This window comes from Terrabacter ginsenosidimutans (genome assembly GCF_039539425.1).
In the GTDB taxonomy this organism is placed as follows: Bacteria; Actinomycetota; Actinomycetes; order Actinomycetales; family Dermatophilaceae; genus Terrabacter; species Terrabacter ginsenosidimutans.
This window is the reverse complement of sequence record NZ_BAABDC010000011.1, coordinates 14,241-29,320: the sequence shown is the minus strand read 5'-3', so window position 1 is coordinate 29,320 and position 15,080 is coordinate 14,241. Positions and strand designations below refer to the sequence as shown.

General features: G+C 71.0%; 19 protein-coding genes. 2 read left to right on the top strand and 17 right to left on the bottom strand.

The annotated features are described in order from the left end of the window. Positions 1–110: 110 nt before the first annotated feature. On the top strand, positions 111–1,154 hold the full coding sequence (gene mgrA, locus ABD831_RS20320; protein ID WP_344951198.1) for an L-glyceraldehyde 3-phosphate reductase: 1,044 nt from the start codon (positions 111–113) through the stop codon (positions 1,152–1,154). A gap of 67 nt (positions 1,155–1,221) precedes the next feature. On the opposite strand, the gene ABD831_RS20315 is transcribed toward mgrA, so the two are convergent. The 3 genes from ABD831_RS20315 to ABD831_RS20305 all read right to left on the bottom strand — a co-directional run bounded on the left by ABD831_RS20315 (position 1,222) and on the right by ABD831_RS20305 (position 3,451). Beyond that, positions 1,222–1,791, bottom strand: coding sequence for an NADPH-dependent FMN reductase (locus tag ABD831_RS20315; RefSeq protein WP_344951195.1), 570 nt, complete (start codon positions 1,789–1,791; stop codon positions 1,222–1,224). 83 nt (positions 1,792–1,874) lie between these two features. Further along, positions 1,875–2,702, bottom strand: coding sequence for a sterol desaturase family protein (locus tag ABD831_RS20310; RefSeq protein ID WP_344951373.1), 828 nt, complete (start codon positions 2,700–2,702; stop codon positions 1,875–1,877). After that, the gene (locus ABD831_RS20305; protein WP_344951192.1) at positions 2,702–3,451 is read right to left on the bottom strand and encodes a FadR/GntR family transcriptional regulator; all 750 of its coding nucleotides are present in this window, start codon (positions 3,449–3,451) and stop codon (positions 2,702–2,704) included. Before ABD831_RS20305 ends, ABD831_RS20310 begins: the two co-directional genes overlap by 1 nt. 84 nt (positions 3,452–3,535) lie before the next feature. Between ABD831_RS20305 and ABD831_RS20300 the strand changes: the two genes are divergently transcribed. Continuing rightward, positions 3,536–4,015 (top strand): PaaI family thioesterase, encoded by a 480-nt coding sequence (locus ABD831_RS20300; protein ID WP_344951190.1) that lies wholly within the window; start codon positions 3,536–3,538, stop codon positions 4,013–4,015. Between the two features lie 34 nt (positions 4,016–4,049). Here ABD831_RS20300 and ABD831_RS20295 read toward each other — a convergent pair whose 3' ends face one another. The 14 genes from ABD831_RS20295 to ABD831_RS20230 all read right to left on the bottom strand — a co-directional run bounded on the left by ABD831_RS20295 (position 4,050) and on the right by ABD831_RS20230 (position 15,058). After that, positions 4,050–4,991, bottom strand: coding sequence for an SGNH/GDSL hydrolase family protein (locus ABD831_RS20295; protein WP_344951188.1), 942 nt, complete (start codon positions 4,989–4,991; stop codon positions 4,050–4,052). A gap of 40 nt (positions 4,992–5,031) precedes the next feature. Beyond that, positions 5,032–6,240 (bottom strand): XdhC family protein, encoded by a 1,209-nt coding sequence (locus ABD831_RS20290; RefSeq protein WP_344951185.1) that lies wholly within the window; start codon positions 6,238–6,240, stop codon positions 5,032–5,034. Further along, positions 6,233–7,369, bottom strand: coding sequence for a vWA domain-containing protein (locus ABD831_RS20285; RefSeq protein WP_344951183.1), 1,137 nt, complete (start codon positions 7,367–7,369; stop codon positions 6,233–6,235). The genes ABD831_RS20290 and ABD831_RS20285 overlap by 8 nt, the downstream gene beginning before the upstream one ends. Then, positions 7,366–8,253 (bottom strand): AAA family ATPase, encoded by an 888-nt coding sequence (locus ABD831_RS20280; protein ID WP_142179608.1) that lies wholly within the window; start codon positions 8,251–8,253, stop codon positions 7,366–7,368. The genes ABD831_RS20285 and ABD831_RS20280 overlap by 4 nt, the downstream gene beginning before the upstream one ends. A 45-nt stretch (positions 8,254–8,298) precedes the next feature. Continuing rightward, entirely contained in the window at positions 8,299–9,033 is a 735-nt protein-coding gene (locus tag ABD831_RS20275; RefSeq protein ID WP_344951179.1) for a nucleotidyltransferase family protein, read from the bottom strand. Positions 9,034–9,065: 32 nt separating this feature from the next. After that, positions 9,066–9,707, bottom strand: coding sequence for a hemerythrin domain-containing protein (locus ABD831_RS20270; RefSeq protein ID WP_344951176.1), 642 nt, complete (start codon positions 9,705–9,707; stop codon positions 9,066–9,068). Positions 9,708–9,871: 164 nt separating this feature from the next. Then, positions 9,872–10,267 (bottom strand): VOC family protein, encoded by a 396-nt coding sequence (locus ABD831_RS20265; protein WP_344951174.1) that lies wholly within the window; start codon positions 10,265–10,267, stop codon positions 9,872–9,874. A 195-nt stretch (positions 10,268–10,462) separates the two neighbouring features. After that, positions 10,463–10,897: an SRPBCC family protein gene (locus ABD831_RS20260; protein ID WP_344951171.1), complete on the bottom strand. Its 435-nt coding sequence runs from the start codon at positions 10,895–10,897 to the stop codon at positions 10,463–10,465. A gap of 63 nt (positions 10,898–10,960) precedes the next feature. Next, positions 10,961–11,521, bottom strand: coding sequence for an NYN domain-containing protein (locus tag ABD831_RS20255; protein ID WP_344951169.1), 561 nt, complete (start codon positions 11,519–11,521; stop codon positions 10,961–10,963). A 59-nt stretch (positions 11,522–11,580) separates the two neighbouring features. Further along, positions 11,581–12,153: a YdeI/OmpD-associated family protein gene (locus ABD831_RS20250; RefSeq protein ID WP_344951166.1), complete on the bottom strand. Its 573-nt coding sequence runs from the start codon at positions 12,151–12,153 to the stop codon at positions 11,581–11,583. Between the two features lie 32 nt (positions 12,154–12,185). After that, positions 12,186–12,509, bottom strand: a complete 324-nt coding sequence (locus ABD831_RS20245; protein WP_344951163.1) for a DUF309 domain-containing protein — start codon at positions 12,507–12,509, stop codon at positions 12,186–12,188. 151 nt (positions 12,510–12,660) lie between these two features. Next, positions 12,661–13,314 (bottom strand): O-methyltransferase, encoded by a 654-nt coding sequence (locus ABD831_RS20240; RefSeq protein ID WP_344951160.1) that lies wholly within the window; start codon positions 13,312–13,314, stop codon positions 12,661–12,663. A 40-nt stretch (positions 13,315–13,354) separates the two neighbouring features. After that, entirely contained in the window at positions 13,355–14,143 is a 789-nt protein-coding gene (locus ABD831_RS20235) for a CPBP family intramembrane glutamic endopeptidase (protein ID WP_344951157.1), read from the bottom strand. 225 nt (positions 14,144–14,368) lie between these two features. Further along, on the bottom strand, positions 14,369–15,058 hold the full coding sequence (locus ABD831_RS20230; protein ID WP_344951154.1) for a GOLPH3/VPS74 family protein: 690 nt from the start codon (positions 15,056–15,058) through the stop codon (positions 14,369–14,371). Positions 15,059–15,080 lie beyond the last annotated feature (22 nt).

Here is a 15,080-nt window from a genome sequence, read left to right as displayed (position 1 = left end):
CTTCACAAGGGCAACAGGAAGAACCCTCCACATCCACATCGGACGCCCGGGCACGACTCGACACAACCCCGCCTTTCGCGGCATGCGCGATGCAGACGAGACTGGGGCACATGACACTTCACGCCGACGACTACCAGGCCGCACCCAGCCGCTACGACTCGATGACCTACCGCCGCACGGGCCGTTCGGGGCTCGACCTGCCGGCGGTCTCGCTCGGTCTGTGGCACAACTTCGGCGACGACGTCCCGCTCGACCGCCAGCGCGCGACGCTGCGACGGGCCTTCGACCTCGGCGTCACGCACTTCGACCTCGCCAACAACTACGGCCCGCCCTACGGCAGCGCCGAGCGCAACTTCGGCACGATCTACGCGCAGGACTTCAAGCGCTACCGCGACGAGCTGATCCTGTCGACGAAGGCGGGCTACGACATGTGGCCGGGCCCCTACGGCCAGGGCGGCGGCAGCCGCAAGTACGTCCTCTCCTCGCTCGACCAGTCGCTGGCGCGGATGGGCGTCGACTACGTCGACATCTTCTACAGCCACCGTTTCGACGAGACGACGCCGCTCGAGGAGACGATGGGCGCGCTCGACACCGCGGTCCGCTCGGGCAAGGCGCTGTATGCCGGCATCTCCAGCTACTCGGGCCCGCGCACCAGGGAGGCCGTCGAGATCCTGCGGTCCATGGGCACGCCGCTGCTCATCCACCAGCCGAGCTACTCGATGCTCAACCGCTGGGTCGAGGAGGACCTGCTCGACGTGGTCGGCGAGGAGGGCGTCGGCTGCATCGCCTTCAGCCCGCTCGCGCAGGGCATGCTGACCGACAAGTACCTGAACGGGGTTCCCGAGGGCTCGCGCGCGTCGCAGGACAAGTCGCTCTCGACCGACCTGCTGACCGAGCAGAACCTCACGCACATCCGCGCCCTCAACGAGATGGCGCAGTCGCGCGGCCAGTCGCTCGCGCAGATGGCGCTCGCGTGGATCCTGCGCGACCAGCGCGTCACGTCGGTGCTCATCGGCGCCTCGTCGGTCGGTCAGCTCGAGAACAGCCTCGGCTCGCTCGACAACCTCGAGTTCTCGCAGGAGGAGCTCGACACGATCGACCAGCACGCGGTCGAGGGCGGCATCAACCTCTGGAAGACGTCGAGCGCCCACTGAGCCCTCTGGCCCACTGAGCAGCGGTCGTATGCCGTGTCGCCCGTCGGCGACCCGGCATACGACCCGCTCAGGCGCGCGGGAGAACGGTGAGCACGCGCACGACGTGGTCGCGGAACTCCTGCATGAAGTCGGTGAGGAAGGCGGCGGTCGACTCGTCGGTGACCTCGCCGTCGTCGGTGATGAGGCCGGGCCGGAGGCTGACGTAGGCCTCGGGCGCGGTCATCTGGCGGGCGTTGCAGAAGCTGAGGACGCCGCGCAGGCTCTGCTGGGCGAGTGCCGTGCCGATCTGGCCGGGCGACGCGCCGATGACGGCGGCCGGCACGTGGTTGAAGGAGTTCTGGCCCCACGGGCGCGAGGCCCAGTCGATGGCGTTCTTCAGGGCGCCGGGGATGGACCGGTTGTACTCCGGCGTGACGAAGAGGACGGCCGACGACGCGGCGATGGCGTCCTTGAGCGCGCGGGGCTCGGCCGGGTAGTCGGCGTCGAAGTCGGGGCTGTAGAGCGGGAGGTTGCCGATGGGGATCTCGGTGAACTCGAGGTCCTTCGGCGCCAGCCGGATCAGCGCCTTGCTCAGCGTCCGGTTGATCGAGGTCGATGACAGGCTGCCGACGAAGTAGCCGACCTGGTAGGTGCTCACGATGGTCCTCCTCGGTCCGGGAGCGCGGGCCGCTCACCGCCTCCCATCGTGGCCCCGGGTGCCGGGCTTGACCAGCCCTCCGCTCAGGTCCCGGGCTGCCAGCCCGGGCCGCGGAGGACGTGCCCCAGCCGGTCGCGCCAGGTGCGGGCGGTGCGGACGTCGGCCCAGATCGACGCGTACTCGTGCGTCGCGACGACGAGCGGGTTGTGGGTGCGCAGCTGCTTGGTCAGGCCGTAGACGACGCGCTCGCCCTCGGGCTCGAAGGAGCGGAAGAGCCGGTCCCAGATGACGAGGATGCCGCCGTAGTTGCGGTCGAGGTAGGCGTTGTTCATGCCGTGGTGCACGCGGTGGTGCGAGGGCGTGTTCATGACGTATTCCACTGGGCGCCAGAGCTTCCCAACGCGCTCGGTGTGCAGGAAGAACTGGTAGATGAGGGAGATCGACTGCTGGAGGAAGATCGCCCAGACCGGCACGCCGAGCAGGGCGAGCGGCGCCCAGAACGGGATGCCGCCGAAGGGCGTCCACGTCTGGCGCAGCGCCGTCGAGAAGTTGTAGCGCTGGCTCGAGTGGTGCACGACGTGGCTCGCCCAGAGGATGCGGACCTCGTGGTGGGCGCGGTGGTACCAGTAGTAGGCGAGGTCCTCGGCGAAGAAGATGACGACCCACACCCACCAGAGGGAGGTGTCGAGGCGAAGGGGCGTCACGGCATACAACGCGGCGTAGACGACGAGCTGGAGGGCCTTGTAGAAGATGCCGACGCCGACGCTGCCGATGCCCATCGTCAGGCTGGTGACGGTGTCGCGGACCTCGTAGCCGACCTCGTCGTCGTCCGGTGCGAACCACAGCGAGACGACCTCGATGACGATGAACGCGATGAAGAACGGGATCGCCGTGAGGATGATGTCGACCATCACGCGCCTCGCGTCACCGGGTCCAGCGTGCGTCCCGAGTCGGTGAGCGAGGCCCACACGTCGACGGCCTGGCTGAGGATCGCGTCGGCGAGGCGCGCAGCGAGCTCGCTGTCGCGGGCGGCGATGGCTGCCGCGAGAGGCGCGTGCGCCAGCAGGTCGGCCCGGTCGGCGGCGAGCAGGGCGTCCATGACGTCGGGGCCGCTGTCGATGGCCTGGACGAGCGAGTTGAGGGCGAGCCGGAAGGCGAGGTTGCCGCTCGCCTCGACGACCTCGAGCCAGAAGGCACGGTCGGCGTCGGTCTGGTCGTCGAGGCCGTAGGCCGCCGCTGCCGCCACGACGCGCGCCCGGGCCGCGTCGGACGCCCGGGCGGCGGCGACCCGGGCCGCCTCCACGCCGATGCAGCGGCGCATCTCGAGGCCGTCGCGCAGGATCAGCGGGTCGAGGCCCTCGCCCGAGCGGGCGAGGTGCGCGAGCAGGTCGAGGCCGGCGCTGCTGCGGACGTCGAGGACCGTGGTGGCGCCGCCGTGCACGATCTGGACGAAGCCGGCCTCCTGCAGGCGCTTGAGGGCCTCGCGCACCGCGTGCCGGTTGACGGCGAAGGAGGCGGCGAGCTCGCGCTCGGGCGGCAGGGCGTCGCCGGGCTGGAAGCGGCCGGTCAGGATCGCGTCGCGCAGCTCGGCGAAGACCTCGTCGGACACGGACCGGCGCTTGACGGGGCTGAACCCGCCCTGGGGTGCACTCTCGGGCATGGGGTCGAGGATGACACCTCGACCCGCGACTCATCAAGAGGTTGGACCAGTTCGTGGGCATGAGGCGCCGGTAGCGTGACCCGCATGCCCAGCATCCAGGCGCGCCTCTACCCCGACCTCCCGTGCTTCGGCTGCGGGCCCGGCAACGCGAAGGGGCTGCAGCTGAAGAGCTATCCGCTGGGCGAGGGCGCCGGGTCGGGAGACGGGTCGCCGGAGGGCGTCGTCGCCGCCTTCACGCCGTGGCCCGAGCACGACAACGGCCTCGGCTACCTCAACGGCGGGATCATCGGGACGGTCCTCGACTGCCACAGCGCGGCGGCCGTGATGCTCGAGGCCGAGCGCCGCGGATGGCCGCCCCTGCCGGGAGCCGACCTTGCCTACGTCACGGCCGGTCTCGACGTGCGCTTCCTGCGTCCCGCGCCGCTGCACGACACGGTCCAGCTGCACGCCGTCGTGACGGAGGCGGACGAACCTCAGATGACCGTCGCCGTCGAGCTGCGCTTCGACGGCAAGGTGCGCGCCGAGGCGACCGCCGTGTGGAAGCGCTGGCGCCCGCGCAGCTGAGTGGCCGCGGGGCGCCGCGTTCCCGTGCCTACGGCTACCCGAACATCGCCTTGACGAAGTCCGCCGCGATCTTCGTGTGCCCCGACCGGACGGGGTGCAGGCAGTCGGTGCCGCCGAGGAAGTCACCGGCGCCCAGGGTGCCGAAGGTGTCGGCGACGCGGGCTCCGTTCTGCGCCGAGATCGCCCGGATGAGGTCGTTGAAGCCGACCGGCAGCGTGCCGAGGCCGGGCAGCGTCCCGCCCTCGAGGAACCAGTCGGCGAAGGCGCCGGCGCCGGGGTTGGCCTGCCCGATGTAGCAGTACGGAAGTGGGTTGTAGTAGGTCATGGCGATGATCGGGGTCGTGGGACCGGCTGCCGCGCGCAGCTCCGCGAGGATCGTCGAGTACCTGCCGGAGAAGGCGGTGAAGGCCGTCTGGATCGCCGCGGGGCAGCCCCTCGGGTCGGCGCCCAGGCAGGCCGAGGTGATCGGCCCGAAGATGTCGTTGCCGCCGACGGTGAGGGTGACGACCTCGACGTCGTTGCGGGGGTTGGCGTCGTGGTTGCGGGCCTGGAGCATCGGGAGGGCGACCGGGAGCTGCTCGTCGATGACGGTCTGCGTCGTGACCCCGGGCCGCTCCGGCTGGCCGTTCATGGCGGGAACCGCAGAGCGGGCGAGGTTGACGATCTGCAGCTGCTTGCAGCCGGTGCGCGCGTTGGTGCTCTGCGCGGGCAGGCAGTCGAGGCGGTCCTCGAGCACGGCGTCGAACTGGGCGACGTAGCCGTTGGCCCGCCATCCGGCAACGGTCGTCGCGTAGTCGACGATGCGTGGTGCGGACTCCTGGCCGTTGGCGATCGAGTCGCCGAGGGCGAGGTAGACGGGCAGGCCCGGGACCGGGTCGACACCACCGGACTGCGCCTGGGCGGCTGGCGTGCTCAGTCCCGTCAGACCCGTCACCAGCAGGGCGACAGCCCCGACGATCCACACCGGACGCTTCATTGATGTCCCCTCTCGTGCCGCCCCGAGTCCGTGACACACGCTAGACCCGAGGAGCGCCGTCCGGGGGCGAAGTACGCGGTCGCTCCCCCACGGGGTTGTCGTGCGCGGGATGGTGGTGGTGGATCGGCCCCTCGGTGGCAGCGAGCCGCTCGCCGGCGCCGCCCCAGCGCAGCGCGATGATCTCGGCGGCGATCGAGACGGCGGTCTCCTCCGGGGTGCGCGCCCCGAGGTCGAGGCCGATGGGCGAGCTCATCCGAGCGAGCTCGTCGTCAGTGAGCCCTGCCTCGCGGAGCCGCTCGAGCCGGTTCTCGTGGGTGCGGCGCGAGCCCATGGCGCCGATGTAGGCGACGTCGGGCAGCCGGAGCGCGACCTCGAGCAGCGGCACGTCGAACTTGGGGTCGTGGGTGAGCACGGCGATGACGGTGCGGCTGTCGATGCGACCCTCGTCGACCTCGTTCTGGAGGTAGTCGTGCGGCCACTTGACGATCACCTCGTCGGCGCCGGGGAAGCGCGTCTTCGTCGCGAAGACGGGCCGGGCGTCGCACACGGTGACGTAGTAGCCGAGGAAGCTGCCGACGCGCGCCACGGCGGCGGCGAAGTCGATGGCGCCGAAGACGAGCATCCGCGGCTTCGGTGCGTGCGCGGCGACGAAGACCCGCATCCCCTCGCCACGTCGCTCACCGTCTGGCCCGTAGGTGAGGATGGCCGAGCGTCCTTGCGCGAGAAGCCCTCTCGCGTCGTCACGGACGGCGTCGTCTGCGCGCCCGCTGCCGAGTGAGCCGAGCACGGATGCCGTGTCGTCGCCGTCGTCCTCCGGGTGGACGACCACGCGGCGCCCCACCCAGGCGGGCTCGGGGTGCTCGATGACGGTCACGACGGCGACCGGCCGTCCGGCAGCGATGTCGGCGGCGACGTCGCCGAGCTCGGGGAACGTGTCGCGTGAGACCTTCTCGACGAAGACGTCGAGGATGCCCCCGCAGGTGAGGCCCACGGCATACGCCTCGTCGTCGCTGACGCCGTAGCGCTGCAGCACGGGGTGGCCGGAGTCGACGACCTCCTGGGCCAGCTCGTAGACGGCACCCTCGACGCAGCCGCCGGAGACGGAGCCGACGGCCTCGCCGCCGGGGCCGACGAGCATCGAGGCGCCGGCCTGGCGCGGCGCCGAGCGCCACGTGCCGACGACGGTGCCGACGCCGACGGTCTCGCCGGCCGACCACCACTGCATCAGCTCGTCCATCACCTCACGCACGGGCCACCACCTCGATCAGCTCCTCGAACGCCGCGAGGGAGTGCCCTGCGACGAAGTCGTCGATGTGCGGCAGGGCCGCGACGATCCCCTGCTGCACCGGCTGGTAGCCGGCCTTCCCACGGTGCGGGTTGGCCCACACCACCCGGTGCGACAGGGCTGCGAGCCGGCGCATCTGCTCACCCAGCACCTCCGGTCCCTCGCGTTCCCAGCCGTCTGAGAAGACAACGACGACGGAGCCGCGGGCCATACCCCGCCGCCCCCAGCGGTCGAGGAAGGCGCCGATGGCCTCGCCGAGGCGGGTGCCGCCCGACCAGTCGGGGACGACGCGGCCGGCGGCGGCGAGTGCGCGGTCGGGGTCGCGCTCGGTGAGGGCCCGGGTCACGTGGGTCAGGCGGGTGCCCATCGTGAAGACCTCGACGTGGGGCACCGTGCGCACGAAGACGTGGGCGAGGCGGAGGAGGCTGTCGGCATACGCGCTCATCGACCCGGAGACGTCGATGAGCAGGACGATGCGGCGGGGGCGGGTGCCGCGGCGGCGGTGGTGGATGCGGCCGGGCTCGCCCATGCGGCGCAGCTGCTCGCGGAGGGTGGCGGGCCCGTCGATGGCGCCGCTGCGCGCGCGGACGTGACGACGGGCGCGGCGCAACGGCGAGCGGGGGTCGAGACTCGCGAACACCCGTGCGGCAGCAGCACGGTCGGCCGCGCTGAGGGTTGCGACGTCGCGGTGGCGCAGCACCTCCTGGGCGCTCGCCTGGGCCTGGAGGGTGTCGAGGTCACCCTCGCCGCCGTCGCCCTCGCCGCCGTCGAGCGGAGCCTGGCGCACGGGCGGGCGCTGGACGTCGACGCGGCGCCCCTGCGGGATGGACTCGCCGCCGAACCAGCGCTCGAAGAGCTCGTCGTAGGCCGGGAAGTCGGCCGGGGTGCTCGTCAGGGTCGCGCGGCCGGCCCAGTAGACGCCGGCGCGCTCGCCCATGCCGACGGTGGCCGCCGCGACCAGGAAGGTGCGCTCGCGGTCGGCGGTGACGTGCAGGCCGGCGGCGCGCAGGGCGCGGGCGAATCCGAGGAGCAGCTCGTCGACGTCGGGCTCGGTCGGCGGCCCTGCGGGCGGTGGGGCTGCGGTCAGGGTCATGCGGTGAGCAGCTTGTCGAGCGAGGCGCGGATCCTCTCGGAGTCCTCGCGGTACTTCAGGGCGGCGCCGAGCGTGGCGGCGGCGACCTCGGCGTCGAGGCGGGTCGCGCCGACGGTCTCGAGGGCGCGCGCCCAGTCGAGCGTCTCCGCGACACCCGGCGGCTTGATGAGCTCTCCGGTGGCGCGCAGTCGCTGGACGAGGGTGACGACCTGCTCGGCGAGAGCGGCGCTGACCTCCGGGAGGCGGGTGCGCACGATCTCGAGCTCGCGGGCCAGGCCCGGGTGGTCGATCCAGTGGTAGAGACAGCGGCGCTTGAGCGCGTCGTGCAGCTCGCGGGTGCGGTTGGAGGTGAGCACGACGATCGGCGGGGTGGCGGCGCTGACGGTGCCGAGCTCGGGGATCGTCACCTGCCACGTGCTCAGCACCTCGAGGAGGAACGCCTCGAACTCGTCGTCGGCGCGGTCGATCTCGTCGATGAGCAGCACGCACGGGGCCGCACGCAGCGCCTCGAGCACCGGACGGGCCAGGAGGAATCGCTCGTCGAAGAGCTCGGCCTCGAGCGCCTTGGGATCGTGGTGCTCCTCCCGCGAGAGCGCCTCGACGGTGCGCAGGTGCAGGATCTGGCGTGGGAAGTCCCAGTCGTAGAGGGCCTGCGTCGCGTCGATGCCCTCATAGCACTGGAGCCGGATCAGGCGCAGGTCGAGCGCCTGGGCGAGGGCCTCGGCGAGCGCGGTCTTGCCGGTGCCGGGCTCGCCCTCGAGCAGGATCGGCCGGTTCAGCCGGGTCGCGAGGAAGGTCACCGTCGCGAGCGCCTCGTCGGCGAGGTAGCCCGTGCCGCCCAGGGCGGTCGTGACGTCGTCGGCACTGTCGAACAGGTGGTCCATCCCCTGAGCATCACTCATCGGCGTGGGTTGTGGAAGCGGAGACCCCTAACGGGACGAGTCGAGCTCGTCGGGGGTGTCGGCGTCCCGGCCCGTCGCGAGATCGCCGCACTCGACGAGCTCGTGCGGGTGCGCGCGGTAGTAGTGCCGGGCGCCGTGGTCGCCGACGGCCGTGGCGATGACGCCCTCCCAGTGGTCGCGCCCGATGAGTGCCGGGTGACCGGGGACGCCGTCGTATGCCGCCCGCCGCAGTGTCGCTCGGAGCTCCGGGATGGTGGGACCGCTCGTCTGGTGCAGGTCGACCGCGTGCTCGTCGGGGTCGGGGTGCGGGGAGTGCGCGTTGTCGACGTGGCCCGGGGTGTCGAGCACCCGTGCGACCACCTCGGGCGTCAGGTCGGGCAGGTCGACGAGAGTCACGAGCACGGCGTCGACGCAGCCCTCGCCCTCGTGCGTGGAACGAGTGAGCGCCGTGAGGCCGGCACGGAGGGAAGCGCCCATGCCCTCGTGCCAGTCGGGGCACGAGACGACGTCGACGTCACGGCCGAGCGCGGTGACGATGGCGGTGACCTCCTGGGCGGCGGCTCCGACGACGACGGTGATGCCGGCACACCCGCCGGCGTGGAGGAGCGTGATGGCGCGCTCGACGAGGGTCGGGTCGCCGGGGTGTCGGCGGACCAAGGCCTTGGGACCGCCCATCCGTCGACCGGCACCGGCCGCGAGCACGAGGCCGCGGACGTGCGTGGCTCGCCCGTGCACCGCCGCCGCGTGGGATCCACTCTGCACGTCACTCACAGTCGTGAACCTACTGGCGTCTCCTATGTGCTGGGCTGCCAGACAGGCGCGACGTCGCGGTGGTAGGACCTGCCGGCAAGTCTGCTGAGCAGGAAGGTGACCGGGGCCGGAATCGTCGAGCGAAGGTAGGCACGCTCCGCGTCGGGCATCCCGTCCTGCACCCAGGCCATGAACCGGCCCGACTCGGCGAGGGACGGGGGTCGCAGCTGCTTCTCGACGGCCTTCCACTCCGGCGTCTCGAGGTGCGGCAGCATGAGCGGCTCGAGGTCGTTCTCCTCGTGATGAAGGTGCCGCTCGACGACCTCGCTCGCCCTCACGATGGCGTCCCTGGCGGCGCGGGCGTCCTCGGCGGCCCCGGTCGAGGCGTAGGTGTCCATCGCAGTGCGCGCGCCGGCGAGCGCGTCAGCCATGGCCTCGTGCTCTGTCTCCATGACCCCGACCAGCTCCGTGGCCCCTTCCACCCTGGCCAGGAACGGGAAGACGTGCGTGTCCTCCCCTTCGTGGTGGTGCTTGAGCTGGTCGTGCAGGTTGGCGTAGGCCACCTGCAGCTGCTGGGCGCGGGCCCGGTCACCGTCGGGAGCGGAGGCGAGGGCAGACTCGAAGCGATCGAGGTCGCGCCGCACCGCAGCGTGGATGACGCGGTTCATCGTCATGGGACCTGTCATGCCGAGACGATATCCATCCAGCGCTCAGGCGAGGGCCGGAATCGGCGCAGCCGCGGTCCAGACCAACCAGTGAGCCTCCGCCGCGTGGATCGGATCGCTGGGCGCCGGGCCGCGGGCTGAGCGTTGCCCGGACGCGGTCGGTCCATGTCGGCGCGGCCTGTCCCTCAGCTGTCGGGGAAGCCGGAGTCGAGGCAGAGGATGTTGCCCTCGCTGTCCTTGAACCATGCCGCCTTGCCCATCGGACCCATGTCGGCGACGCCGTCATCCCACTCGACTCCCGGCAGGTCGTAGGTCTCGAGTGCGACGCCCTTGGCCTGCAGGGCACGCGCCTCGGCGACCACGTCGTCGACGTGGAACTGGGCGACGGTGTGACCGGCCTGGCCGGCGTACTCGGTCTGGTAGACGCTGAACGTCGTCCCGCCGTCGGTGCGGTAGATCAGCATCCCGCCGTCAACGAATTCGACGGCTGGCTTCAGACCGAGGGCGTCCGCGTAGAACGACCGGGCCCGCGCGAGATCTGCGGCAGGGATGTTGGCGGTGACTGATGCGCTGGTGAGCATGAGGCCCTCCTGATGGCTGTTCCGGGCCAACCTGCGATGGCCCTCATCCCGCCCTACACCCTGCTGTGGCGAGGCCGCAGCCCAACGACGAATCTGAGATCGGAGGGCCTGTGGCTGTGGCCGGAAGCAGCAGCACGTGCGCGGACTCATCGGGAGAGTCGAGCTCCCCTCGAACGTCATGCCCGCCGTGGAGAGCTAGGCGGTCGTGTTCTCGAGCAGGCTCTTCAGCGTCTGGAGGTCCCTACGGTTGGCGCGTCGCATGGCGCGTGCCATTACCGGGGCCGCGAGCTGGCCGAAGCCCGACGGCTCTCCCCGGTTCCGCAGGGTCATCCGGGTTCCACCTTCCGCCGTATCCGACCAGGTGTAGGCCGTCTCCATGGGGAACGGGCCCTCGGCGGTGCTCATCACGAATCGCTCGCCGTCCACCAGTTCGCGAACCTCGTACGTGTACGCGATGCGCCGGCCCAGAAAGTGTGCAACGAATGCCATGCGCGACCCGACAGTGACCGGCGGCGGTGTCTCCAGGACGACGGAGCTGATGTTCACGTACCAGCGCGGGGCGTTCCCGGGATCGGATGCGAAGGCGGCAACACGATCGCGAGCGGCGTCGATCTCGATGGAGGTCTCCACGTCTACAGCCACCGTTCGAGCCTACTCAGGAGCGGCGTGACCCGAACGGTCCACGAGGCAGGATCAGAGGAAGTCGGCAGGGTCGAAGTCCTCGATGGCGATGATTCGTATGCGGGGCAGTGACTCCCTGAAGGCCTGCACGTCGTACTCGAGGTCGAAGGTGGCCAGACCTTGGGTTCTCAGCTCCAAGAACGCGTTGCTGCGGAACTCCTGGAATCCGACGACGCCCACCCGCCGACCGTCCAGAAGGTCACCCATCTGCTCGACGAAGTCCCCGTCGTTGCTGACCAGGAGCACGTCGGCCTGGCGTCGACGAATCTCGACGAGAGTCCGCTGGATGGCGATGTCCACCACTTTTTCGCCCGCAGCGCCGGAGAGCGGCACGGGGCGGTAGCCGATGGCCATCAAGGCCTGGACGAACGGCATCGGGAGCTCGTTGTTGGCGGCGAGGAAGAAGAGCCCAGCGACCGGCTGCCCCCAGAGCTCCTCCGCGAACTGCAGCAGCCGTTCCCACCTCGGGCGCTCTTCAGGTCGGGGGCGTCGTCCCAGGATTGACGTGCCGAGGGTGGCATCGATGTTCTCCCCGTCGATGAGCACGTACGTGATGCGAGGAGCGTCGGCCATGAGAGGGAGCCTACGTCGACCTGCGTCCGGTCGAGTGTCACGTGGCTGGACAGCAGCCGTCAGTGGACGGTCTCGTGGTTGTGGCACATCTCGACGAACTTCGCGATGCGCGCGGCCCGGGTCTCTGGCTTCTTCGCGTCGTGAACGCGGTAGAGGATCGCGTAACGGTTGGCGCCCGTGAGTGTCTCGAAGAACGCCTGGGCCTGCGGGTCGGCCGCAAGCGCGGCGGCCAGGTCGTCAGGGACGGTCGCGCTCTTCTGGCCGGCATAGGCCGCCGCCCACCGGCCGTCCGCCTTCGCGGTGTCGACCTGCGCCTGCCCGGCCGGGCGCATGCGACCGGCCTTGATCAGCGCCTCGGCCTTGTCCCGGTTGACCTGCGACCACTTGCTCCGCGGGCCGCGCGGGGTGAAGCGCTGCAACCAGTAGGTCGCGTCATGTCCCCGCTTCTGTCCGTCGATCCAGCCGTGGCAGAGCGCGACCTCGAGCGCCTCGGCGTAGGTAACCGTCTCCGCGGCACCCACCTTCCCGATCTTGAGCCAGAAGCCGCGGTGATCGGCGTGGTGCTCGGCGAACCAGGCCTCGCAGTCGGGGACGGTGGCGAACGAGATCACCGGCTCGCCAGCCACCTCCACCGGCGTCTGCTCGGCGGACCTGCGGCCTGCGCTCACAACGTTCCGATGTGACGTCGTGCCTGCTGAACGACGGCATCCACGTCGACGCCGTAGGCCCAGCGTCCGGTCGCGGCAAAAGCCGTCAACCGCTCCGCGGCCCGGTCGAAGAGTCGATCAGCCCCAACCTGGTTTCCGCGGGCTGCATGCGTCATGGCGACACAGACCTGCGCAAGACCCTGCCACAGGTCTCGTTCCTCGACCGGCCCCGCCTTCCAGCGTGCCTCCAGCACCTCATGGGCGGAGAACGGACGGCCTGCTCCCACGAGTTCTCGAGCCGTCTCGAGTGTCTCCTCGGGAGGCAGCGGCTCCTCCGACACCGGCTCGACACCCTCCGCGCCGTAGGGCAGCGGTCGGCCGAGAGCGTCGCGAGGTCTTGCCTGGCGAGCGCGGCCTTCGATGTCCCGGTCACGATCAGCTGCCGTCATGCGCACAGTCTCCCAAGGGCGGCCACGTCTGCGCAGCGCGCGGTCACAGCCGTCGGGCGATGGTCAGACCGTCGAAGGCGGTCAGGACCACGGTCTCGACACGATCGTCGGAGGCCACCAGGTCGTTGAAGGCGCGCAACGCGGCGGTGTTCGCGTCGGCGACGTCGGGATCGGCGATCCGGCCGCTCCACAGGACGTTGTCCGCGAGCAGCAGCCCACCAGGGCGAACGCGCGGCACCAGCTCGGCCCAGTAGGCGGCATACGACGGCTTGTCCGCATCGATGAAGACCAGGTCGATGTCGGCCACCTCGGGCAGGGCCCGCAGGGTGTCCAGCGCGGGCGCGATCCGCAGCTCGATCCGGTCAGCCAGACCAGCGGCGGCCCACGCACGTCGGCCGATCTCGGTCCACTCTGCACTGACGTCGCAACACAGGAGGGAACCTCCCTCGGCCAGCCCGCGGGCGATGCACATGCTCGAGTAGCCGGTGAACGTCCCCACCTCGACGGCCCGGCGCGCCCCGATCAGCCGGGCGAGCAGGGTGAGCAGCTGCCCCTGGTCGTCGCCGATCTGCATCCCTGCCGCGTCCCCGAGCTCGGCCGTCTCTGCCTGGAGCTCGCGGACCACAGGATCGGGGCGCCAGGTCCCGTGCGCCACGGCGTAGGAGCGAATCTCGTCCGTCACAGGAAAGCTGCGCATCCTCGGACGCTACGCCACCCGCCGACACGGTGCGGGACCTTCAGCGCAGGACGAGGGCCAGCGTCGCCCCGACGATGAGGACCGACTGGACGCTGTGCACGACGATTCCGAGCCAGGCGCTGCGATACCTCCGAGATGGATAGGCCAGCGCCAGGGAGTCCAGCAGCGCAGTGGGGATCACCCACGGCATGTGCAGGTGGTAGACGGCGAACAGCACCCCGTTCGCCAGCCAGTCGGCCCGGCCGAAGACGCCGCGCATCCGCGGCAGCAGCAGCCCTCGGAAGAGAAGCTCCTCGCCGAGCACCGTGTTGAACAACGCCATGACGACGATCACCGCGAACCACGGCCAGTTGCCGGACAGGAAGTCGTGACCAGTCGTCGACCGGAGGAACTCGCCCAGGTCGCGGCCGGCCGGGGCGGACAGCGACGGGAGCACCTGCTCGAGCCCGACGACCAGCACCGCCGGCACCAGGACCCACCACACCCGTCCACCGACACGACCCGTGCGCGGGCTCCGGGGCCGGTGCAGCCACAGCGCATCAGCGATCGCCCGCCAGCGCAGGCTGCCCGTCTCGCGCCGCACCAGCACGAGCACGAGCACGCCCTGCCAGACCAGGCCCGCCGTCAGGCAGGCCACCAACGCCCGCGGCCACGCGGTGGGGCCGTCGAGCCACGCGGCGAGCGCCGGGGCAACCAGCCATGAGAGTGCGGCCATCGGCAGCGCCGCGGCAGCCCACACCCCGAGGATCCGGCCCAGGTCGTACTGAGGCGGCGTCGCACCGTCGCGCGACCGGTTCACCGCAACCCGCGGCGCATACGAGTGGGACATGGTGACCTCCTGCTTCTCGTGCAGCAGGATGCGCCCTTGCGATCAGGTCCCACATCCGGGATCACCCTGAAGTCCGGGCTGACTCGACCCCGAGCCGAGACTCCAAGGCCCTTCGGCTGCGCGCCGGCCGGTGCGAGGCCAGGTGCATGAGCGACGACGCCTACACCTTCCGCTGGGAAGATCCCGATCCCGATGACCTGGCCCCGGCGCGCTCTGCCGCTCGGGTCAGGAGACGCCGCTTCCGGTGACGACGACGGCTGATGCGCTCGCCGCGATGATGGCAGCCATCATGCTGTCGATGGCCGAGCGAACCGCGGAGGCCGCCCAGTCCCCCTCGGCGATCCGGCTCGCACTCGCGTTCAGCTCCCGCTTCGAGAGCCCGACCGCTCCCGGATCCACGACCTCGTGGACCACGTTCAGCGCGGACAGCAGGGCGATCAGGGCGCCCGTCCGCGGGTCTGTGGCTGCACGGTTCTTCAGGGCCGTGTCGAGCGCGGCCCGAACCGCGGCTTCGTGCCCCGCGTCCTGCGTGGGCCAGTGATGCGTCGGGAAGAGCCCAAGGACCCGGCCCTCCTCAGCCCGGAGTATGCCGCTGGCCGCGAGCCGCTCGTAGAGTCGGCCCCGGGCGCCCTTGCCCAGCGCCGTCACGACGCCCTGCGGCTTCTTGCCCTCCTTGCTCGCGGCCCTCGTCAGAGCCTCGTCGAGGACCTCGTCACCGGTCGGGCCCGCATCACGCACGACGAGGCGCCCCTGCGGCACTCGCTCGTCAGGCCCCGCGACGTCGACACGCTCGGTGAGCGCCAGCTCGACGAGCAGGGCCCCGCCGAGCGCGATGTCCACCAGGGTGGTCGAGGCGGCGAGCTTCCCGGAGTCGTCATCGGTGAGCAGCAGCAACAGGTCTTCGGCGATCAGCATGCTTCGATCGTCGGCGCCCCCG